The organism is Bacillus hominis (genome assembly GCF_018332515.1).
Classification (GTDB): Bacteria; Bacillota; Bacilli; order Bacillales; family Bacillaceae_G; genus Bacillus_A; species Bacillus_A hominis.
Genome location: NZ_BOQD01000080.1, coordinates 21,642 through 41,826, shown reverse-complemented (window position 1 = coordinate 41,826; position 20,185 = coordinate 21,642). Strand labels below are relative to the sequence as shown.

The 20,185-nt window shown below is 35.5% G+C and carries 23 protein-coding genes and 1 riboswitch; of the genes, 14 read left to right on the top strand and 9 right to left on the bottom strand.

Annotation, left to right across the window (positions count from 1 at the left end; all coding sequences use genetic code 11):
- Positions 1–2 precede the first annotated feature (2 nt).
- The 7 genes from KI356_RS09540 (at position 3) to KI356_RS09510 (ending at position 6,497) form a co-directional block, all read left to right on the top strand.
- The gene (locus KI356_RS09540) at positions 3–1,403 is read left to right on the top strand and encodes a sensor histidine kinase (RefSeq protein ID WP_212935323.1); all 1,401 of its coding nucleotides are present in this window, start codon (positions 3–5) and stop codon (positions 1,401–1,403) included.
- 207 nt (positions 1,404–1,610) lie between these two features.
- Positions 1,611–2,300: a FadR/GntR family transcriptional regulator gene (locus KI356_RS09535; RefSeq protein WP_265176553.1), complete on the top strand. Its 690-nt coding sequence runs from the start codon at positions 1,611–1,613 to the stop codon at positions 2,298–2,300.
- A 168-nt stretch (positions 2,301–2,468) separates the two neighbouring features.
- Positions 2,469–3,188, top strand: coding sequence for a (Fe-S)-binding protein (locus tag KI356_RS09530; protein ID WP_120341896.1), 720 nt, complete (start codon positions 2,469–2,471; stop codon positions 3,186–3,188).
- Between the two features lie 16 nt (positions 3,189–3,204).
- On the top strand, positions 3,205–4,626 hold the full coding sequence (locus tag KI356_RS09525; protein ID WP_000061930.1) for a LutB/LldF family L-lactate oxidation iron-sulfur protein: 1,422 nt from the start codon (positions 3,205–3,207) through the stop codon (positions 4,624–4,626).
- Positions 4,626–5,336, top strand: coding sequence for a LutC/YkgG family protein (locus KI356_RS09520; RefSeq protein ID WP_212935322.1), 711 nt, complete (start codon positions 4,626–4,628; stop codon positions 5,334–5,336). The genes KI356_RS09525 and KI356_RS09520 overlap by 1 nt, the downstream gene beginning before the upstream one ends.
- Positions 5,337–5,448: 112 nt before the next feature.
- The gene (locus KI356_RS09515) at positions 5,449–6,171 is read left to right on the top strand and encodes a prepilin peptidase (RefSeq protein ID WP_212935321.1); all 723 of its coding nucleotides are present in this window, start codon (positions 5,449–5,451) and stop codon (positions 6,169–6,171) included.
- Positions 6,172–6,185: 14 nt separating this feature from the next.
- Positions 6,186–6,497, top strand: coding sequence for a cyclic-phosphate processing receiver domain-containing protein (locus tag KI356_RS09510; RefSeq protein ID WP_212935320.1), 312 nt, complete (start codon positions 6,186–6,188; stop codon positions 6,495–6,497).
- Positions 6,498–6,783: 286 nt separating this feature from the next.
- Here KI356_RS09510 and KI356_RS09505 read toward each other — a convergent pair whose 3' ends face one another.
- The 8 genes from KI356_RS09505 to phaQ form a co-directional block, all read right to left on the bottom strand.
- The gene (locus KI356_RS09505; RefSeq protein WP_164881585.1) at positions 6,784–6,945 is read right to left on the bottom strand and encodes a hypothetical protein; all 162 of its coding nucleotides are present in this window, start codon (positions 6,943–6,945) and stop codon (positions 6,784–6,786) included.
- Positions 6,946–7,326: 381 nt separating this feature from the next.
- The gene (locus KI356_RS09500) at positions 7,327–8,178 is read right to left on the bottom strand and encodes a formate/nitrite transporter family protein (RefSeq protein ID WP_002201260.1); all 852 of its coding nucleotides are present in this window, start codon (positions 8,176–8,178) and stop codon (positions 7,327–7,329) included.
- Between the two features lie 208 nt (positions 8,179–8,386).
- Positions 8,387–9,181, bottom strand: coding sequence for a TerC family protein (locus tag KI356_RS09495; RefSeq protein WP_128282236.1), 795 nt, complete (start codon positions 9,179–9,181; stop codon positions 8,387–8,389).
- Positions 9,182–9,260: 79 nt separating this feature from the next.
- Positions 9,261–9,435: riboswitch (yybP-ykoY riboswitch) on the bottom strand.
- A gap of 38 nt (positions 9,436–9,473) precedes the next feature.
- Positions 9,474–10,793 carry a TrkH family potassium uptake protein gene (locus KI356_RS09490; protein WP_212935319.1) on the bottom strand — a complete coding sequence of 440 codons (1,320 nt, stop codon included), beginning with the start codon at positions 10,791–10,793 and terminating at the stop codon, positions 9,474–9,476.
- A gap of 113 nt (positions 10,794–10,906) precedes the next feature.
- A complete protein-coding gene (locus tag KI356_RS09485; RefSeq protein ID WP_000241212.1) occupies positions 10,907–11,092 on the bottom strand; it encodes an alpha/beta-type small acid-soluble spore protein in 186 nt (61 codons plus the stop codon).
- Between the two features lie 142 nt (positions 11,093–11,234).
- Entirely contained in the window at positions 11,235–11,678 is a 444-nt protein-coding gene (locus KI356_RS09480) for a MaoC family dehydratase (RefSeq protein ID WP_001067911.1), read from the bottom strand.
- Between the two features lie 101 nt (positions 11,679–11,779).
- Positions 11,780–12,304 carry a polyhydroxyalkanoic acid inclusion protein PhaP gene (gene phaP / locus KI356_RS09475; protein ID WP_002011575.1) on the bottom strand — a complete coding sequence of 175 codons (525 nt, stop codon included), beginning with the start codon at positions 12,302–12,304 and terminating at the stop codon, positions 11,780–11,782.
- Between the two features lie 43 nt (positions 12,305–12,347).
- Positions 12,348–12,800, bottom strand: a complete 453-nt coding sequence (phaQ, locus tag KI356_RS09470) for a poly-beta-hydroxybutyrate-responsive repressor (RefSeq protein ID WP_000903018.1) — start codon at positions 12,798–12,800, stop codon at positions 12,348–12,350.
- Between the two features lie 198 nt (positions 12,801–12,998).
- Between phaQ and phaR the strand changes: the two genes are divergently transcribed.
- From phaR to KI356_RS09445, 5 genes are all read left to right on the top strand, one after another.
- Complete coding sequence (phaR, locus tag KI356_RS09465) at positions 12,999–13,481, top strand: polyhydroxyalkanoic acid synthase subunit PhaR (RefSeq protein WP_000566956.1); 483 nt, start codon at positions 12,999–13,001, stop codon at positions 13,479–13,481.
- Between the two features lie 152 nt (positions 13,482–13,633).
- A complete protein-coding gene (locus KI356_RS09460; protein ID WP_002117312.1) occupies positions 13,634–14,377 on the top strand; it encodes an acetoacetyl-CoA reductase in 744 nt (247 codons plus the stop codon).
- Positions 14,378–14,458: 81 nt separating this feature from the next.
- Positions 14,459–15,544 carry a class III poly(R)-hydroxyalkanoic acid synthase subunit PhaC gene (gene phaC / locus KI356_RS09455; protein ID WP_212935318.1) on the top strand — a complete coding sequence of 362 codons (1,086 nt, stop codon included), beginning with the start codon at positions 14,459–14,461 and terminating at the stop codon, positions 15,542–15,544.
- Between the two features lie 94 nt (positions 15,545–15,638).
- Positions 15,639–16,832, top strand: coding sequence for an NAD(P)/FAD-dependent oxidoreductase (locus KI356_RS09450; RefSeq protein WP_212935317.1), 1,194 nt, complete (start codon positions 15,639–15,641; stop codon positions 16,830–16,832).
- Positions 16,833–16,855: 23 nt separating this feature from the next.
- Complete coding sequence (locus tag KI356_RS09445; protein WP_212935316.1) at positions 16,856–18,205, top strand: TrkH family potassium uptake protein; 1,350 nt, start codon at positions 16,856–16,858, stop codon at positions 18,203–18,205.
- A 38-nt stretch (positions 18,206–18,243) separates the two neighbouring features.
- Here KI356_RS09445 and KI356_RS09440 read toward each other — a convergent pair whose 3' ends face one another.
- Positions 18,244–18,627: a DUF3905 domain-containing protein gene (locus KI356_RS09440; protein WP_002117319.1), complete on the bottom strand. Its 384-nt coding sequence runs from the start codon at positions 18,625–18,627 to the stop codon at positions 18,244–18,246.
- Between the two features lie 100 nt (positions 18,628–18,727).
- Between KI356_RS09440 and ykzP the strand changes: the two genes are divergently transcribed.
- Both ykzP and KI356_RS09430 read left to right on the top strand, forming a co-directional pair.
- On the top strand, positions 18,728–18,880 hold the full coding sequence (ykzP, locus tag KI356_RS09435) for a protein YkzP (protein WP_000240799.1): 153 nt from the start codon (positions 18,728–18,730) through the stop codon (positions 18,878–18,880).
- A gap of 228 nt (positions 18,881–19,108) precedes the next feature.
- The gene (locus KI356_RS09430; protein ID WP_212935315.1) at positions 19,109–20,185 is read left to right on the top strand and encodes a putative 2-aminoethylphosphonate ABC transporter substrate-binding protein; all 1,077 of its coding nucleotides are present in this window, start codon (positions 19,109–19,111) and stop codon (positions 20,183–20,185) included.

The following is a 20,185-nucleotide window of genomic DNA, read 5'->3' as shown; positions in this document are numbered from 1 at the left end:
GTATGTTTACGATGGTACAAAAGCTTTGGCTTACAGTAGTATGTGCAGTATGTGTAACAGTTTCCTTTCTTTATTTTGTATCTTTATACTCATATGAAAAGTTATACGTGGACAATTTAAAAGATTCATTAGTAATGGAAGGGAAGCGTCTTGCCACGCAATATGATAAGAGCGAAGGAGTATCCACTTTTGAAGAGAAAGTAAGGGCATACGATCAAATATCTAGTTCAGATGTCCTTTTCGTGTACAATCCGCGTGATTTAAGCGCATGTTTGCCTTTTGATGTTCACCATCATTCTCTTATAAGTGAAGGGGATAGACAGGCGCTATTAGATGGGAAAACTGTGACAAAGATAGGGTATGAAGAACATTTTGATCGCAATATTATGGGTGTTGTCATTCCTGTTTTAGATAATAAAAAATTAGTTGGTATTGTATACTCTTATATTCCTTTAAAAAGTATAAAAGATTTAATATTTGATATGGGACTTATTTTAGCGCCGTTAGCACTTGCTATGATTTTAATTACAATATGGATTGGTAGAAAAATTATTATTGCTATTACGAGACCGCTTTCGCAAATGGAACGAGTTGCAAATCATCTGGCTACAGGAGATTTCTCAGAGCGAATTACAATTTCTTCAGAAGATGAAATTGGACGATTGGGAAAAGCGTTTAATAAAATGGCGAATTCTTTAGAAACAGAAGATGTAAAGCGTAAGGAATTTTTAGCGAATGTTTCGCATGAACTTAGAACACCGCTTAGCTATATTAAAGGATACAGTGAAGCTATTTTAGACGGTGTAGCAAAGGGGCCGCAGCAGGAAAAAGTAACGCAACTCATCCATAAAGAAGCAGATCGCATGCAGCGCCTCGTTCATGATTTATTAGATCTAGCGCAGCTAGAAGGTGAACATTTTCCTCTAAAGAAACAACCGATCGTTTTTTCACAGCTTATTGAAGATGTACTAGATACGTATGAGTTACAGTTTATAGAAAAAAAACTTCGTATTTCAACGAATTTAAATCCTGAAATTATCGTAATGATTGATGAGGATCGTATGCAACAAGTACTTCATAATGTGTTAGATAATGCGATACGTTATACAAATCAAAACGGGGACATCATAATAAGATTAAAGCAAATCGATGATTACTGTGAATTGCACATAAAAGATACAGGAATAGGTATTGATATAGAGCATTTAGAAAATCTCGGGGAACGCTTTTACCGAGTAGATAAAGCGAGAAGTCGTCAACATGGTGGAACAGGTTTAGGTCTTGCAATTGTAAGGCAAATTGTTCATATACATGATGGTGAGTGGAGAATAGAAAGTGAAAAAGGTAAGGGAACGACAGTTATTATTAAATTAAAAGTGCAAGATGAGGAAAGCATGTTCTAATGTAAAAAGGACATGCTTTTTATTAAATATAAATTAATATCAAATAAATATTAAAAATTTGACGGTTTTATGAACAAAACATTTGTACTTCTTTCCAATTCGTTCTAAAATAGTTATGGATGCTAAGTTCTTATAAATCGTTTCAATTGTTGTTTGGAAGATACTGAGGTGATTTAACTGGAGTACAAATCTATTAAACCGAAAAAAATTTACGAAGAAGTATCTGAAGCTATTTTAACAATGATTAAAAATGGTACGTTAAAACCTGGTGACAAACTACTTCCTGTGCATCAATTAGCTGAGCAGTTTCAAGTTGGCAGATCTGCTGTTCGTGAAGCGCTAAGTGCGCTAAGAGCGATGGGCTTAATTGAGATGAAACAAGGAGAAGGTACATATGTGAAGAATTTCGATTCTTCTTCATTAACAAAATCATTAAATAATAAATTATTAATGAAGAAAGAGGATATTTTGAATTTATTAGAAGTACGAAAGGTGCTTGAAGTGGGGGCGGTTCGAGCAGCTGCGGCAAAACGTACGGAAGATAATTTGCAAAATATGAAACATTGGTTAGATGAAATGGCAAAGAGCATTGGTGATGAAAAGGCTGGTGAAAAAGCAGATTTTCATTTTCATATGGGAATTGCACAATCTTCACATAATAACATTTTACTTGAACTCATGAATCATGTTTCAGAGATGATTGCTGAAACAATTGGTGAATCAAGACGCATTATTTTATATGGTGAACAAACAACATCAGAACGACTTATAGAAGAGCATCAATCTATATATGATGCGGTGTTAAAGCAAGATGTGGAATTAGCGCAGCAAGCGATGCTAAATCATTTAACAAATGTAGAACATATTGTCACAGGTAAAAGCGATATAAATTCGTAATTTAATCTTTTAAAAATCTAATTTTCTGATAAAATAGAAAGAGATTAAGTAAGCGTTTTCTTTGGAAGAGGGAGAGGATAGGCCATGGTTGAGCCTACTTCTTCTAATCTAAGTCATCTGATGACCATATGATTGTTGGCGAAGTTGTAATGAGGGGGAATTATAGTTATGAAAGTTACTTTATTTGTTACTTGTTTAGTCGATATGTTTGAAACAAACGTCGGCAAAGCAACAGTTGAAGTGTTGGAGCGTTTAGGTTGTGAAATTGAATTTCCAGAAGCACAAGTTTGTTGCGGTCAGCCTGCTTATAATAGCGGCCATGTAGAAGCAGCAAAAGAAGCGATGAAACATATGATTGAAACTTTCGAAGATGCAGAATATATCGTTACACCATCTGGTTCTTGTGCGACAATGTTTCATGAGTATCCACATGTTTTTAAAGATGATCCGAAGTGGGCTAAACGTGCACAAAAGGTTGCTGATAAAACATATGAATTTACACAATTTATTGTAGATGTTTTAAAAGTTACAGATGTTGGTGCAAGTTTACCAGGGATAGCTACAATTCATAAATCTTGTCATATGACACGCCTGCTTGGAGTAAAAGAGGCGCCAGGAATTTTATTATCAAACGTCAAAGGATTAACTGTGAGAGAACTGCCAAACGCGCAAAATTGTTGTGGGTTTGGGGGAACGTTTTCAGTGAAGATGACTCCAATTTCTGAGCAAATGGTAGATGAAAAGGTAGATAGTGCAATGGAAACAGGTGCTGATTATTTAATCGGTGCAGATTGTGGGTGTTTGTTAAACATTGGCGGACGTATTGAGCGTTTAGGAAAAGAAATAAAAGTAATGCATATTGCTGAGGTCTTGAATAGTCGCTCATGAAGGGGGAACATAAGCTATGTCTATGAAAATCAGTGAGAAAAAATTTAATGATCGCGTTGGCGATGGAATTCAAGATTCGTTTATGCGCGGAGCAGTATCTTCTGCACAAACGCGTTTATATACAAATCGATTAAAAGCAGCGGACGAATTAGGAAACTGGGAAGAGTGGCGTGAACTAGGTGAACAAATTCGTCAACATACGCTAGAAAATCTTGATTATTATTTAATGCAGTTAAGTGAAAATGTATCAAAAAGAGGCGGACATGTTTACTTTGCGAAAACGAAAGAGGAAGCAGCAAAGTATATTCAAGACGTTGCGAAAAAGAAACAAGCGAAGAAAGTTGTAAAATCAAAATCAATGGTAACTGAAGAAATTAGTATGAATCATGCCCTTGAAGAGATTGGTTGTGAAGTGTTAGAGAGTGACTTAGGAGAGTATATCTTGCAAGTAGATAACGATCCACCATCACATATTATTGCGCCTGCACTTCATAAAAACAGAACGCAAATTCGTGATGTATTTAAAGAAAAACTTGGATATGAAAATTCTGATGATCCATACGAAATGACAAAGTTTGTTCGTAAACAGCTTCGTGAGAAATTTATGGATGCAGAAATTGGTGTGACAGGTTGTAACTTCGCTGTTGCAAATACTGGCTCTCTTTGTTTAGTAACGAACGAAGGCAATGCCGATCTTGTTATGTCGATTCCGAAAACTCAAATTGCAGTAATGGGTATGGAACGTATGGTTCCGACAATGGAAGAATTAGATGTTTTAGTTGGTTTACTATGTCGTAGTGCAGTAGGTCAAAAATTAACAAGTTATGTAACAGTAGCAGGACCAATTCAAGAGGAAGAGGTAGATGGACCAGAAGAGTTTCATTTAGTCGTTGTTGATAATGGCCGCTCTCAAATTCTTGGATCGGAATTCCGTTCAGTATTGCAATGTATTCGTTGTGCTGCTTGTGTCAATGTGTGTCCTGTATATCGTCACGTTGGTGGACATTCATATGGTTCTATTTATTCAGGACCAATTGGTGCAGTGTTAACACCACTTTTAGGTGGGTATGATGATTACAAAGAGCTTCCTTATGCATCTAGTTTATGCGGAGCATGTACAGAAGCTTGTCCAGTAAAGATTCCGTTACATGATTTATTATTAAAACATCGTCAAGTTATCGTTGAGCAAGAAGGACGTGCTCCACTTGCAGAAAAATTAGCAATGAAAATGTTTAGCATGGGTGCTTCTTCAGCAGCTTTATATAAAATGGGATCAAAAATGGCACCGGCAGCAATGAGTCCATTTACATCTGGTAACCGTGTATCAAAAGGTGTTGGACCACTTAAAAACTGGACGGATATTCGTGAATTCCCGGCTCCAAGTAAAGAACGATTCCGTGATTGGTATAAAGATCATAAGAAAGGCGGGGACAAATAATGACAGGATTAATTCAAAACCGTGAGTCCTTTCTAGATAATATCGCAAAAGAACTTGGGCGCGCGCGGAAGACAGAAGGCGTAGAACGTCCAGCATGGAAAAGTAATGTGAATGTAGAAACGTTAAAAGATTATTCACAAGAAGAATTGTTAGAAGTATTTAAAAATCAATGTACAAACATTCATACAACTGTTGTGGAAACGACAAACGACCGTTTATGTGAAGATATTCAAAAAGTAATCGTTGAAAACGGCGGGGGACCTATTCTATTATCAGCAGATGAACGTTTTGATTCCTATGGATTGACTTCTTTATTTAAAGAAGAGCTTCCAAAGCAAAATGTTGAAGTAAATGTATGGGATCCTGAGAAAAAAGAAGAGAATATGCGTATAGCAGAAAAAGCGAATATTGGAATCGCATTTAGTGATTATACTTTAGCTGAATCTGGTACGATTGTTGTACAGAGTCATAAAGGCCAAGGGCGTTCTTTACACTTTTTACCGACTGTATACTTTGCTATTATTCCACGTGAAACACTTGTACCTCGTATTACACAAGCAGTTCAACATATGAACTCTCGTGTGGAAAAAGGTGAAGCAGTCGCATCTTGTATTAACTTTATTACAGGACCAAGTAACTCTGCGGATATTGAAATGAATCTTGTTGTCGGAGTACATGGACCATTAAAAGCAGTATATTTCATCGTATAAAATAGGGGAAAGCAGGCCGGAAAACGGCCTGCTTTTTTAATAGAATAAAGATAATATGAAGTAGAAGTTCTCTCCTTTTTTTGCTATGTTCTTTTGGAAAGGAGAGGAAGGGATGTTCACTTATTTATATGCATTGTTAGTGGGTATGGTGTTTGGTTCTTTTTTTATGGTAATCGCAATGAGAGTTCCAATAGGTGAATCTATTATTACACCGCGTTCGTATTGTCACTACTGCAAATATACGTTACAGCCGAAAGAACTTATTCCAATCATTTCATTTTGTATGCAGAAAGGGCGTTGTACGAATTGTAAAAAAAAAATCTCAAGTTTGTACATAGTATTTGAATTTGTTACAGGGAGTTTATTTTTTCTTACTGTATATGTAATTGGAATAGAACGAGAGCTCATCATCATTTTATCACTCTTTTCTTTACTTCTTATTATTTCAGTTACAGATTTAGTATATATGCTAATACCTAATTGTATTTTAATTTGGTTTGCGCTTTTGCTTATTTTAGAATGTATTTTTGTACCGTTAGTTACTTGGATAGATAGTTTAGCTGGTAGTGGAATTATATTCATTTTGTTATATTGCATGCAAAAGATTCATCCAGATGGTCTTGGCGGAGGTGATGTAAAATTACTTTCGTTACTCGGATTTATAGTGGGAGTGAAAGGGGTTTTTATAACTTTATTTTTAGCATCTTGCTTTAGTCTTTGTTTTTTCGGAATAGGTATAGCGTTAAAACGTATAAAAATAAGAACCCAAATGCCGTTTGGACCTTTTATTAGCCTTGGAGCAATATGTTATGTATTGGTCACATATGCAAAATAGAGAGGAGATAGAAAATGAATGTATATATGGATGATCAAAGAAGTTGCCCGTACGGATATGTTTTGGCAACTACAGTAGAATCTGCATTACAATTTGTTCGGAGTAATAAGGTAAACATCCTCTCTCTTGATTTTAACATGGGATGGAGGCAAAAGAATGGGTTAGATTTTGTAGAAGTCTTTTGTACAGAAGGTCTATATGTTAATGAAATTCACCTTCATACAAATGATGTCATCGGTATGCATCAGATGAAACAGAGAATAGAGAGAGGGAAGGGAGAAGGGGAAATTAATCCTTGTATTGTCTTGAAATATGTAGGGAGCTAAAACCTCCAAAGTGAAACTTAAACAGACTATAATAAGAAGAGGATAATATGTCCAATGTGAGGACGTATTATCCTCTTTTTTCTTGCATTGTATATTATATAAACAGAGATTAAACATAGTTTATTATGTATACAATGAATTTTAAAAGAGCCGAAAATAAAAAGAACCACTTTCTGTTAGAGAGTGGCTTTGTATAAGTACGATTACTACATCTTATAGAGCGCGTATGTAAGTAATTACTTACATGCATATCTTCTTATTTACTGGAAGAAGAACCCATGTTATATTACTTTCTAATCAGTCTCGTTAAAGCCATCCCAAGAAATCCAGCACCCATTCCTATTAACCATCCAGTTTGGGTACTCCCTAACATAGATCCCACTCCTCCACCAAGAAACATGCAGCCAACGAATACTAATCCTCCAATTCCCCAGTTCGGCCGATCCATAATTCAATCACACCCTTTCAATAAAACATATGCTATTAGCTACCTAAACTTTCTTGCATAGAATATGTTAATTATTTTGCTAGAGATGGTATAGTTATTCAGCTTAAATTTAGCAACTTTCAGGGAATTCAAAAGACGTGGAGATTGACCGATTTGAAGGAATTGCAGGAGGAGAATTTTATTTTTTGTATTATAATAACTTAAGGGTTGTGGAACAAATTTTTCTTCAACTAACTAGCTAATAAAGGTCTGGTGATTTTCGACAATCGGGCGCTTTAATGGAATAAAAGGAGAGCATATATTAGTCATGTATAATATGTGCTTTCCTTTATTTTAGAGATTTTTATAATTGAAGTCTTGATAAGTGATACTTTGGAGTTTTTAATGTTTCATATGTGCTTGTAAAGGAATAATTTCCTCTGTTTGAGCTGCTACTAATTCAGTTTCTTCTTGTTTAGCAACAGGTGCTTTCTTTGTTAAGTAATGATATACCATACCGACAAATACTGATCCGCCAATAATGTTACCGATTGTAACTGGAATTAAGTTATGAATAGCCCCAGCGAAAGTAATCGTATCAGGATGTGGTGAAACTAAAGATAAGGCAAACAATGATAAGTTTGCGATGCTATGCTCATAGCCAGATAAGAAGAATGTGAAAACGAGCATCATTATCATCAATATTTTTGCTGTATCACCTTTTACTTGAGAAGGTAAGAAGCAGGCAAGACATACGAGCCAGTTACATAAAATTGCTTTAAAGAATAATTGCATTGTAGGTGTGTTCATTTTACCTTCAACGACTGTATTCATTAAATGACCGTGATCAATTGCTCCGAAAATGCCAGTTGCGTAAAATAGTAAGGCAAAGAATAAAGCGCCAGCTAAGTTACCTGCATAACAAGCAACCCAGTTACGAAGTGTATCAGAAATCGTTGTTTCTTTTCGTAAAGTTGCCACTGTGAAATACATTGTATTTCCAGTAAATAGTTCAGCACCGCCATATATAATAAGTACAAGGGCAATTCCGAAAAACATGGACTCAGCTAAATAGGTTGCTGGTGAATCTGCAATGTGAAAAAAGTTACCTAATTTAAAACATAGTACAATAACAAAACCGATATAAATACCAGCAAGTGCAGCACGAATGAAATATTGCATTGGGTTTGTATCTATCATTTGCTTTTTGCTCTTAGCCAGTTTGACAACATAATCTAATCCTTGTTCTAGCATGAGTAATACGCTCCTTTAGTACATCGTCTATAAATACTCCTTATATGAATAAAGTACATGGATTTGTTCTCGTTTTCAATAAGTTTGTTCAATATTTCACAAAAAGGACATAGATCTAGAAAAGAAGCGCTTACAATAGGAAGTATAATGGAATTTTTTCTAAAAATAGAGAGGGATTGAAATGAGTGAAAAAGAAAAAGCGCTGTAATTACAGCGCTTTTTCGTCTAAATTCTTTTCTACTTTTACTTCTACTTCTTTTGAGAAGAACCAACCGCCAACTGCGATTCCAATTAATACAATCCAGAATGTAAGCTTCCACGGAGTAGATTCTGGGAATGAATGCGGAATGACACCTAAAGCAGGGTGTGCTAGCGTATAAATCGCTAATTTCACACCAACCCAACCTACAATTAAGAATGCTGCAGTTTCAAGTCCTGGTTTACGTTTTAATATTTGTACGAAAGCAGTTGCTGCAAATCGCATTATAACTAATCCGATAAGTCCACCTGTAAAGATAACGATAAATTGACCTGTATCAAGACTACCAATCTTACCTAATCCTGTTTCCGGTAAAGTCACTGCTAATGCAACAGCAGCTAAAATTGAATCAACAGCGAAGGCGATATCAGCAACTTCGACTTTAAATACAGTCCACCAAAAGTTCTCTTGTTTTTTCTTTGCTTCTTTTTCTTCTGTCTCTTCATGTGTATTCTTTTTAACATACGTTTTAAATAAGTGATTCCCCGCGATAAACATAAGATAAATCGCACCAATTGCTTGCACTTGCCATACATCGACTAGGAACGAAATCATAAATAGTGACCCGAAGCGGAAAACGAACGCTCCTGCTAATCCATAAAATAGTGCTTTCTTTCGTTTTTCTTCTGGTAAATGTTTTACCATAATTGCGAGAACGAGAGCGTTATCAGCCGCTAAAATCCCCTCTAGTGCAATTAGGATGAGTAATACCCAACCATACTCCAATAATAATGATACATCCATGTACATTCTCCTCTCATTTCTATAAAGACTAAACAAGTGAAGAAGTTCCCCACTGTTTAGTTTCCCCATACTCCTGCGCATCAACGGTGGAAGGAATTGGTAAAAACAAAAAAGACCTCTGCCGTTGATAGGCAAAGGTCTTGCTAGACATATGTAATGAAAATGCCAACAAAGCCGGAAGAACTAAGTTCTACGTAATGACGACTTTGTTTCCAAGAAATAGTTCTTGGACGCTACTCCCCTTTGGAGATATGCTATTGTATTCTCATTATATGGATAATTTATACGGTTGTCAACCTGTTAAAATATCTTCGTTTGGATATTTTATTTTTCTTTGTTTTTTACGTGCAAATGAAAAGGCTAATGTTAAAGGCCCCATCTTTCCAAAAAACATCATAAAGATAATAATTGTTTTGCCGATGATTGTTAAGTGTGGCGTCAAATTCATGCTAAGGCCGACAGTTCCAAATGCTGAAAATACTTCAAAAGCACTCATTAATAAAGGAACTTGCTCAGTGATGCTTAAAATTAAAATGGAAAGAAAAATAAACGAAATTGAAATAATGGTAATGGTTAATGATTTGACAATGAGCGTATCTTTAATGGATTTTTTAAACACGACAATATCATCTTGCTCTTGCAAAAATTTAAATACGCCAAAAAACATAATTAAAAAAGTAGTTAACTTAATTCCACCACCAGTTGAAGCACTACCAGCACCGATAAACATAAGAAGCATCATTAATAAAAGAGAAGGTTTTGATAATGCAGAGATATCAACAGTGTTAAACCCGGCAGTGCGCGTCGAAATCGCTTGAAAATAAGCAGCCATACCTTCTTCAAATGGTGTAAAACCTCTCATGGAAATTGAGTTATGAAACTCGAATATGAAAATAAAAGCTGTAGCAATAATATTGACGATAAGAGTGGAAGAGAGCATAAGTTTTGAATGCAGAGTAAGGTTTTTAAAGTTTTTCTTTCTTTTTATATCTACGATAACCGTAAAACCAATCCCACCTAAAATGATGAGGGAAGAAATAACGAGATTGACGAGAATGCTATGGGAGTGGGACATTAAATTATCGCTCCATACAGAAAAGCCAGCGTTGTTAAAGGCAGAGATAGAATGAAAAAAGCTATAATATATACCTTTGGCAATCCCGTATTTTGGTACCCATTCAAAAGAGAGCAGTAAAGTAGCGATACATTCTACAGCAAAAGAAAATAAAAATAATGCTTTTGCAAGACGAATGACACCGCCGATATTTGTTTGGTTTAATGCTTGTTGTAATAAAATTCGGTTTTGAAGGCCGATTTTTCTGCCGAGCATAATTGCGATTAAAACAGCAAAGCTCATAATGCCAAGCCCGCCAACTTGTATAAGTGTTAAAATGACACATTGGCCAAATAAGGTAAATACTTTACCAGTGTCTACAACACCAAGCCCTGTAACCGTACAAGCAGAAACCGTTGTAAATAAGGCATCGAGCCATGAAATAGACGTTGTTGTAGCAATTGGCAATTTCAATAGGCATGTGCCGATAATTGATAGCATAATAAAAGATAAAGTAAGAACACGGGGAGGACTCATGCTAATGTTAATCCGTTTCATTTCACATATCGTTCCTTTCAATTTGCTCTTACTAGTATGTGAAAAAGCACTATTATGTATGTTAAAAAAGAAAGAGGCAGAGAATATCTGCCTCTAAGCCATAGGTTATATAGTTATCCGCGTAATTGTTGTTGAGCTAAAGCAACAAGACGTTTCGTTACTTCACCGCCAACTGATCCGTTAGAACGAGATGCTGTGTTAGATCCTAAGCTTACACCGAATTCTTGTGCGATTTCATATTTGAATTGTTCAAGTGCTTGCTCTGCACCCGGAACTAGTAATTTGTTTGTTTTAACCATGCTGATACACATCCTTAAAGAGTAATCCAGTTTAGCTAAGTGCCATCTGGTAACGTTATTTTATGTGTAAACGACATACTCATACACGGAAGTAAACGGTGTGATTAGAAGTTCTTGGATAGAAAAAAGAGTAGCAAATTTGCTACTCTTTTTTCAGTATTGTCGCTGTACCTTCTACGACAATATCATCGGATTGATTATATATGTTTGTTTGCAATGTAATGATTTTTTTATCGTCACGCTTTTTAATAACTTCTGCCACAACGCGAAGTGTATCACCGATTTTGACAGGAGCACGGAATGAAACGTTTTGTGATAAATAAATCGTATTTTTGCCTGGGAGTTTCGTTCCAAGAATCGTAGAAATAAAACTTGAAACGAGCATGCCATGGGCAATACGTTCTTTGAACATTGTCGTTTTTGCAAAAGAGTCTAGAATGTGAATAGGATTTACATCTCCAGTCAATTTTGCAAAATTGATAACGTCCTCATCCGTAATTTTTTTTGTAAGTGATGCTTGATCACCGACTTGAATCTCATCGTAACGAAGCTCCGGAACAGTTTGTGCTTCTTGAAATGGATTCATTTTGTCCTCCTTCTTTTCCATATCGAAAAATGTAAGCCATCTTGATGTAGTAGGAGGAAGAAAGAGTTTTGTTTGTGCTGCAGTTATTTGCCACATTTTTCTTACTTGATGGAAGTAAATAGATTTTTTGAGTTTTCCTCGAACTGCTTTGCGAGTTCTAGTTGTTTGGACTTGAACTCTCCCAAAAAAACTTCTAACTGTTTTTGAACCTCTTCACGTTGCGACTGTTGTTGTTCGATAAAGTGTTTTGTTGTTTCTTCAAATTGGCCGCTAGTTTGAGTAAGAATAGACAAAGATGTTTTCGTAGGAGAAACAGTAAGTTGGTGCATTTGATTAGAAAGCTCATTCCACTTTTCTTGCCACTCGTTAATTTGATCATTTAAGGAGTTTCCAGTTAATTGCTTCACATAGTCTGTATATTGGTTATTGAATTGAGCAGTGAATTGGTGTAGTTCTTTTTCTAGTTCATCTACTCCTGATGTTAATTTATGCAAAGCGTCTTGTTGTTGTTTTAACGTTTCTAAAGTAAGTTGTTCTAATTGTTTCCCAGCTGAAGAGAAGAGGGAAAGAGATTGAGACCAGTTTTTCCAAAATGCATCGACTAATTCGTATGGCTTAGTTTCCATTGTTTGAACCTCCAAATGTTTTTTTGCATATTGTGAACGCAGATTACTCTGCTGTACCACCAGGTGAAGATGAAGAATCCTTTTCATCCTTTTCTGGAGAAGTAGAAAATGGAAAGAATGCATTGGTGTATAACGTGAAAAACGTCCGCAACATATTTTGATAATGTTCAAAAGAAGTCGCACATGTTGTTAAATATTGCTCTCCATATTCTGTTAAAGAATAAATTCGTTTCGCTGGCCCGCCTTCACTTGTATCCCAAGTAGAAGAAATAAGATTTTCTTTTTCTAATTTGCGCAAGGTCCTATACACATTACCTTGGTCAACAGAAGAAAAGCCGATGTCCATTAGCATTTGAATCAGTTTGTAACCATGAAGACTCCAGTCTTTTAGACAGAGAAGTAAGAAAGGAACTAAGAAGTTTTTTGGCATGGAGTTTGGTTGTTTTGCTTGGTTTTTTTCCAAACTTTCTGGGTGTTCTGGTTCATTATGTAGCATGATTGTGCATCACCTCATGAATCAGTTAAATGGAATTTTTTGCTTATAAGTGCAATTTACACCTATCTGTTTTTAATGTCAATACATTTATCGGAAAATAAAGAAAAATAAAATATAGACTTGAATTTTTATTTGGAATATTAGAAAATAGTGAATAGGTTGAATTGTTTCAAAAAAGAAAAAGGGAGTGTAGGCGAAGTGATTGATCAAAAATTCGATCCATTGCAAGCATGGAAAAATGCTTATGAACAAACCGAAACATTTTGGGGAAAAGCGCTCAATGAAACAATTAAAACAGAAGAATATTCTGCTTGGATGGGCAGCGTTCTAGATTTGAATTTGTTTTATCAAAAAGCATTAAATGATACGACAAAAAATTATTTAGAGCAGGTGAATGTGCCGACGAGAGAGGATATCGCTAGAGTAGCTACGCTTGTTATTAACTTAGAAAATAAAGTTGATAACATCGAGGAAATTCTAGAAGAGAAAGTGGATTCATTAGGACAAGCTCCTACATTAAAGCGTGATGTTACGAAAGTAAAACAAGATATGCGCACGTTAGAAACGAAAGTTGATCAAATTTTAGAATTGCTAGAAAAGCAAAATGCAGTACTAGCTAAACTACAAGTACCTGTAAAAGAAGAAGTAAAGCCTGTAAATAAGCCAGAAAATAAAAAATGATAATCGCGTTTGTTTATAACGTGTAAAAGAGAGAGGGAGAATCTCTTTTCATGTATAAACAACGAAACATAATTAATATATGGACTCAATTAGTATGAGTACCAAAATGATTCATAACAATCGTTCACAAATTCATTTAAGGGGGAAAAGAAATGGTTCAATTAAATGGCAAAGTAGCAATCGTAACAGGTGGGGCAAAAGGAATTGGAAAAGCAATTACAGTAGCATTAGCACAAGAGGGAGCAAAAGTAGTTATTAACTATAACAGCAGTAAAGAAGCAGCTGAAAACTTAGTAAATGAATTAGGAAAAGAAGGACATGATGTTTATGCAGTTCAAGCAGATGTTTCTAAAGTAGAAGATGCAAACAGACTTGTAGAAGAAGCTGTGAATCATTTTGGTAAAGTTGACATTCTTGTTAATAATGCTGGTATTACAAGAGATCGTACATTCAAAAAATTAAATCGTGAAGATTGGGAGCGCGTAATTGACGTGAACTTAAGCAGTGTATTTAATACGACAAGCGCGGTACTTCCATACATATCGGAAGCAGAAGAAGGAAGAATCATTAGTATTTCTTCTATTATTGGCCAAGCTGGTGGATTTGGACAAACAAATTACTCAGCAGCAAAAGCAGGTATGTTAGGATTTACAAAATCATTAGCGTTAGAACTTGCAAGAACAAATGTAACTGTAAACGCAATTTGCCCAGGATTTATTGATACTGAAATGGTAGCAGAAGTACCAGAAGAAGTGCGTCAAAAAATCGTTGCGAAAATCCCGAAAAAACGTTTTGGTCAAGCTGATGAAATTGCAAAAGGTGTAGTATACCTATGCCGTGACGGTGCGTATATCACAGGTCAGCAATTAAACATTAACGGCGGATTATACATGTAATGAAGTAAGAAAAAGGTGCATATCCATAGCAGGAATGCACTTCTTTTTTAGAAAGAAATCGACCGAAAAGGAGATAAAAAAATGACTACATTCGTAACAGAATGGGAAAAGCAATTAGAGTTGTACCCAGAAGAATATCGTAAAGCATATCGCCGTGTGAAAAGAGCGAGCGAAGTTTTATTACGCGAACCAGAACCACAAGTTGGTTTAACACCGAAAGAGGTTATTTGGACGAAGAATAAAACGAAGCTTTATCGTTACATTCCAAAACAAGAAAAAACACAGAGAGTTCCAATCTTATTAATATACGCTCTTATTAATAAACCGTATATTATGGATTTAACTCCAGGGAATAGTTTAGTGGAATATTTAGTCGATCGTGGTTTTGATGTGTATATGCTTGATTGGGGCACATTTGGTTTAGAAGATAGTCATTTGAAGTTTGATGATTTCGTGTTCGATTACATTGCAAAAGCAGTGAAAAAAGTAATGCGAACTGCAAAATCGGACGAGATTTCTTTACTTGGTTATTGCATGGGTGGAACGTTAACATCTATTTATGCAGCGCTTCATCCGGACATGCCAATTCGTAACTTGATTTTTATGACAAGTCCTTTTGATTTCTCTGAAACAGGATTATACGGTCCTTTATTAGATGAGAAATATTTCAATTTAGATAAAGCGGTTGATACATTCGGAAATATTCCGCCAGAAATGATTGACTTCGGAAACAAGATGTTAAAACCAATTACAAACTTTGTCGGTCCATATGTTGCTTTAGTAGATCGTTCAGAAAATGAGCGCTTCGTCGAAAGTTGGAAATTAGTTCAAAAGTGGGTTGGCGATGGTATTCCGTTCCCAGGCGAATCATATAGACAGTGGATTCGTGATTTTTATCAAAACAATAAATTAGTGAAGGGTGAACTCGTTATTCGCGGACAAAAGGTAAACCTTGCAAATATTAAGGCGAATGTCTTAAATATTTCTGCGAAACGTGATCATATCGCTCTGCCATGTCAAGTAGAAGCTTTACTTGATCATATTTCTAGCACAGATAAACAGTATGTATGTTTACCGACAGGACATATGTCTATTGTGTATGGTGGGACGGCTGTAAAGCAAACATATCCGACGGTTGGAAATTGGCTTGAAGAGCGTTCTAATTAAAGAGAAAAAATCCAACTAGCGTATGTTAGTTGGATTTTTTTATGGGAAATGACGAAACATAGAAAGGAGAAAATTACATGGTAGGAGTATAATTATGAAGCTTATGACTGGTAAGTTGTTTTGGAATTCTGGAGTTTCTGTACCTTGTTATCCATCGTTAGAAAATGATATGATATGTGATGTGCTCGTAATTGGAAGTGGAGAAGCAGGTGCTCATATAGCGTATTCGTTAGCGGAAATTGGAATGCGTGTTATGCTCATTGAAAAAAGAGCAATCGCATGTGGTAGCACAGCTGCAAATACAGGGTTATTACAATTTGTTCATGATAAATCGTTGACCTCTCTTATTCATACATTTGGTGAAGAGAAAGGGGTACGGGCATATAGACTTTGTTATGAAGCGCTGCGAACAATGGAGAAAGTTGTTCCAACTCTCGATATTGACCCCCATTTTATTCCGCGAAATAGTTTGTATTATGCAAGTAGAGATGAGGATATTTCATTTTTACAAGAAGAATATAATACGTTACACCATTATGGATTTCCAGTTGAATATTTTACAGAGTCTGATATTAAGAAACGTTATTCATTTAAAAAACAAGCAGCGTTATATACGCATGGTGATGCAGAAGTGAATCCATATTTATTAGCGCATAGTCTTTTACATAAAGCGAAACAAATGGGTGCTACTATATATGAACATACAGAGGCATTACATGTTAAACAAATCCAAAATGATTTAATTTGTTACACGAAAACAGGAAATAAAATCGTAGCAAAGAATATTATTATGGCGACAGGTTATGAAGCAATCTCTGGAAAGAAAGAAAAAAACACAACGGTAGAAACGTCTTATGCAATTGTTACAAATAAGCTAAATCATTTTGAAGGCTGGCATGAGCAATCATTAATTTGGGAAACAGCACGGCCTTACTTATATTTTCGAACGTATCAAAACCGCATTATTGTAGGTGGATTAGATGAAGCGATGCAAATTCAAACAATCGGCGATACGAAATTATTGCATAAGCGTGATATCCTTATTAACACTGTAAAAGAAATGTTCCCGCAGTATAAAAATATACAGGCAGAGTACTATTGGGCAGCCGCATTTGGTGGTAGTCATGACGGTCTTCCTATTTTAAAAGAAGATAAAAAGATACATAATTTATATTACGCACTGCCATATGGGGGAAATGGGACCGTGTACGGAATGGTATTTGCGAAACTATTTCAGCAGTTATTTACAAATAAAGAAAGTGATGATTTTTCTTTATTTAATCGATAGAAAAAAGGTAGCGAAGTGATGGAATGAGAGATATAAAAAAGTTTTTACAAAAATTACGTCCCGTACAACTAATCGTTGTATTCTATTTACTAGCGGTAGTCGTATCGGTAAGTTTGCTTAGTTTACCATTTGTTACGAAGCCTGGCGTGAAATGGACATTTATAGATGCACTGTTTACATCTGTTAGTGCTGTAAGTGTTACAGGGCTGTCTGTTGTTACTATTTCAGATACATTTACAACGGCAGGAATTATTGTTTTGGCCCTTATTTTGCAATTAGGCGGCTTAGGAATTATGGCACTTGGTACATTCGTCTGGATTATAACGGGTAAAAAGATTGGTTTGCAAAGAAGAAGATTAATTATGGCAGACCATAACCAAGGGAATTTGGCAGGTCTTGTGGAATTGATGCGTTCTATTTTAATTGTAATTATTTCAATAGAGCTCATTGGAGCGTTACTGTTAGGTACAAGATTTTTGTTGTATTTCCCGACTTGGCAAGAAGCATATTTTCACGGTTTCTTTGCCGCTGTTAGTGCAACAACGAACGGGGGATTTGATTTAACAGGGCAATCACTTATTCCGTACAAGAAAGATTATATTGTTCAAATTATTCATATGTTTCTTATTGTTTTAGGGGCTATTGGTTTCCCTGTGTTAATGGAAGTGAAGCAATTCCTTAGTAAAAGGCGACAGCAACTATTTCGTTTTTCATTATTTACGAAATTAACGACAACGACATTTTTTGCACTCGTTGTGGTTGGAACAATTATGATTTTTCTATTAGAACGAAATCATTTTTTAGTAGGAAAGTCATGGCATGAAACGGTATTTTATACATTATTCCAATCTGTGACGACGCGAAGTGGTGGACTTGCCACGATGGATATACGTGAATTGTCACAATCGACGCTTTTATTTATGAGTATATTAATGTTTATAGGAGCATCTCCTAGTTCGGTTGGGGGCGGGATACGTACGACAACATTTGCGGTTAGTATATTATCGTTATATACATTTGCAAGGGGCGGGAGAACAGTCCGAGTTTTCAAGCGTCAGTTACATGAAGAGGATGTGTTGAAAGCATCTGTCGTTATGACGATGGGGATTTTATTATGTGCCACGGCGCTATTTATTTTATCCATTACGGAAAATGTACCGCTTATGAGCTTAATCGTTGAAGTTTGTTCTGCTTTCGGGACGACGGGACTATCAACAGGTATTACGCCAGATTTAACAACTGTTGGTAAACTTGTACTCATTGTACTTATGTTTATTGGACGCGTCGGTATTTTGACATTTATTTTAGCTAGTGGTGGAAGAGAACAACCACCTCGCTATAAGTATCCGAAAGAGAGAATTATTATTGGATAGTATGAAACCATTCTACCTATGTTAGGTAGAATGGTTTTTTAGTCATTAATTCCAAATTGAGGATGCATAAAACCATCATTTTTATTATCAACTTCATTTTTTAGTAGTTCTTGATTTTCTTCTGAAATCCACCCAATATCATTTGTAGGGTGTATCCATTCTTTCCCAGACATAATGGCGGGATCCACCTCATCACTCCAATTATTAAGAGGGCTGTTTTCAGAATTATATTTACTATCACCGATAACAACGTCGTATTGATTTACAAAAGGTTGTTGCATTTGTTTTCCCGTTCCTTTAAATGATGGGAAATTCATTTGATGCGGGAGCGTTTCGTCTAAAATTGGCGATTGGATCGGTTCTTTCTCCTTCAAAGTAATCGCTCCTTTTTGTAATGGTTTGTTCGTATGTAGTATTTCCATCTATAAGCCCTTATGTACTTGTTAACACTTCCCAGTAATAATTATTTTAAGTTGTTTCAAACTAGAATAGAAAGTTATTTAGTGAGAGCAGGTGAGTATGTTGGTAAAAAGAAAAGTAAAACAAAATGCAGCAATTAATAATAATAAAACTCCGAAAGAAAGCCTACCAGATGCAGAATTTGCATTAGAGTATGAAGGAGAAAATAGTGCGAAGTATGCAAATCGTAATTCAAAAAAAGGTAAACAAAAATGAGGCGTTTTTTACAAACGCCTCATTTTTTTGTGGGATTATAAAGGTTTTTTTAATTTTTTGTAAATTTCGTGTTTGTTATTAGCAGAAAAATGCGAAAAAACATAGAAGTAGCAACGTATTACACAAAAACAAACAACAAACAAAAGATTAATGTTGGTTTAATACTGCTTTTACACTAGTTGTTTATATTTGAATTGTACATAAGATTTGTCAAAGGAGAGAGAAACAGTGAAAAAAACGATCTTTAAAGCTGTAGCAACTGGAATGGTATTTTCGTTATTAATGGGGTGTGGTGCAAAGAAAGAAGAAAGTGTTGGAGCAAAAGTGAAAGATGATAAATTATCTGGATCATTAACTGTTTACACAGCGATTGAAGAAGAGCTTGTACCAATTTATCTTGATTCTTTCAAAAAGAAATACCCAGATGTGAAGTTGAACATTGTTCGTGATTCGACAGGAGTTATTACAGCGAAATTGCTAGCTGAAGGAAAAAATACACAAGCAGATGTTGTATGGGGAACTGCAGCGTCTAGTCTATTAGCTTTAGAGAAAAAAGATATGTTAAAAGAATACTCTCCAAAAGGAGCAGATCGTGTCCTTCCGCAATTTAAAGATGATAAGAAACCAGAAAAATGGGTAGGTAATACTGCATTTATGACTGGAATTGCTGTGAATAAAGAAGAATTGAAGAAGAAAAATTTACCGATGCCAGAATCATATGAAGATTTAACGAAACCAGAATATAAAGGAACGCTTGTTATGCCACATCCAGCTTCTTCTGGAACAGGATTTTTAACAGTTTCTGCATGGCTACAAATTATGGGAGAAGATAAGGGCTGGGAATACATGAAGAAACTTCATGATAATATGGCAACTTATACTCATTCAGGTTCAAAACCAGCGAAATTAGCAGGTGCAGGTGAATATCCGGTTGGTGTATCAATGGTTTATAGTGCTTTGAAAGAGAAACAAAAAGGTGCACCAGTTGAAGTTGTACTGCCGAAAGAAGGATTAGGCTGGGAAGTAGAAGCGAACGCACTTATTAAGAAAGATAATGCAAAAAATGATAAATTAGCACAAGCATTTTTAGACTGGGCAATTACAGATGATGTAATGAAGTTATATTTTGAGAAAAATGGATTTGCGACAATTAAAAATGATTATAAGCTTCCAGATGGATTCCCTAAAGATGTGACAGAAAAGCTATACAAAAAGAATGATTTCAAGTGGGCAGCAGAAAATCGTGACAAAATTTTAGAACGTTGGGAAAAAGAATTTGGTCAAAAAGCAGAACCGAAAAAGTAA

Coding starts and splice junctions, on each gene's coding strand:
- KI356_RS09445 (WP_212935316.1), top strand. CDS start 16,856: ATGAGAGATATAAAAAAGTTTTTACAAAAATTACGTCCCGTACAACTA.
- KI356_RS09520 (WP_212935322.1), top strand. CDS start 4,626: ATGACAGGATTAATTCAAAACCGTGAGTCCTTTCTAGATAATATCGCA.
- KI356_RS09540 (WP_212935323.1), top strand. CDS start 3: ATGTTTACGATGGTACAAAAGCTTTGGCTTACAGTAGTATGTGCAGTA.
- KI356_RS09490 (WP_212935319.1), bottom strand. CDS start 10,793: ATGAAACGGATTAACATTAGCATGAGTCCTCCCCGTGTTCTTACTTTA.
- KI356_RS09485 (WP_000241212.1), bottom strand. CDS start 11,092: ATGGTTAAAACAAACAAATTACTAGTTCCGGGTGCAGAGCAAGCACTT.
- KI356_RS09515 (WP_212935321.1), top strand. CDS start 5,449: ATGTTCACTTATTTATATGCATTGTTAGTGGGTATGGTGTTTGGTTCT.
- KI356_RS09495 (WP_128282236.1), bottom strand. CDS start 9,181: ATGGATGTATCATTATTATTGGAGTATGGTTGGGTATTACTCATCCTA.
- KI356_RS09450 (WP_212935317.1), top strand. CDS start 15,639: ATGAAGCTTATGACTGGTAAGTTGTTTTGGAATTCTGGAGTTTCTGTA.
- KI356_RS09460 (WP_002117312.1), top strand. CDS start 13,634: ATGGTTCAATTAAATGGCAAAGTAGCAATCGTAACAGGTGGGGCAAAA.
- KI356_RS09505 (WP_164881585.1), bottom strand. CDS start 6,945: ATGGATCGGCCGAACTGGGGAATTGGAGGATTAGTATTCGTTGGCTGC.
- KI356_RS09500 (WP_002201260.1), bottom strand. CDS start 8,178: ATGCTAGAACAAGGATTAGATTATGTTGTCAAACTGGCTAAGAGCAAA.
- phaQ (WP_000903018.1), bottom strand. CDS start 12,800: ATGCTACATAATGAACCAGAACACCCAGAAAGTTTGGAAAAAAACCAA.
- phaP (WP_002011575.1), bottom strand. CDS start 12,304: ATGGAAACTAAGCCATACGAATTAGTCGATGCATTTTGGAAAAACTGG.
- phaC (WP_212935318.1), top strand. CDS start 14,459: ATGACTACATTCGTAACAGAATGGGAAAAGCAATTAGAGTTGTACCCA.
- KI356_RS09525 (WP_000061930.1), top strand. CDS start 3,205: ATGTCTATGAAAATCAGTGAGAAAAAATTTAATGATCGCGTTGGCGAT.
- KI356_RS09480 (WP_001067911.1), bottom strand. CDS start 11,678: ATGAATCCATTTCAAGAAGCACAAACTGTTCCGGAGCTTCGTTACGAT.
- KI356_RS09440 (WP_002117319.1), bottom strand. CDS start 18,627: ATGGAAATACTACATACGAACAAACCATTACAAAAAGGAGCGATTACT.
- KI356_RS09530 (WP_120341896.1), top strand. CDS start 2,469: ATGAAAGTTACTTTATTTGTTACTTGTTTAGTCGATATGTTTGAAACA.
- KI356_RS09510 (WP_212935320.1), top strand. CDS start 6,186: ATGAATGTATATATGGATGATCAAAGAAGTTGCCCGTACGGATATGTT.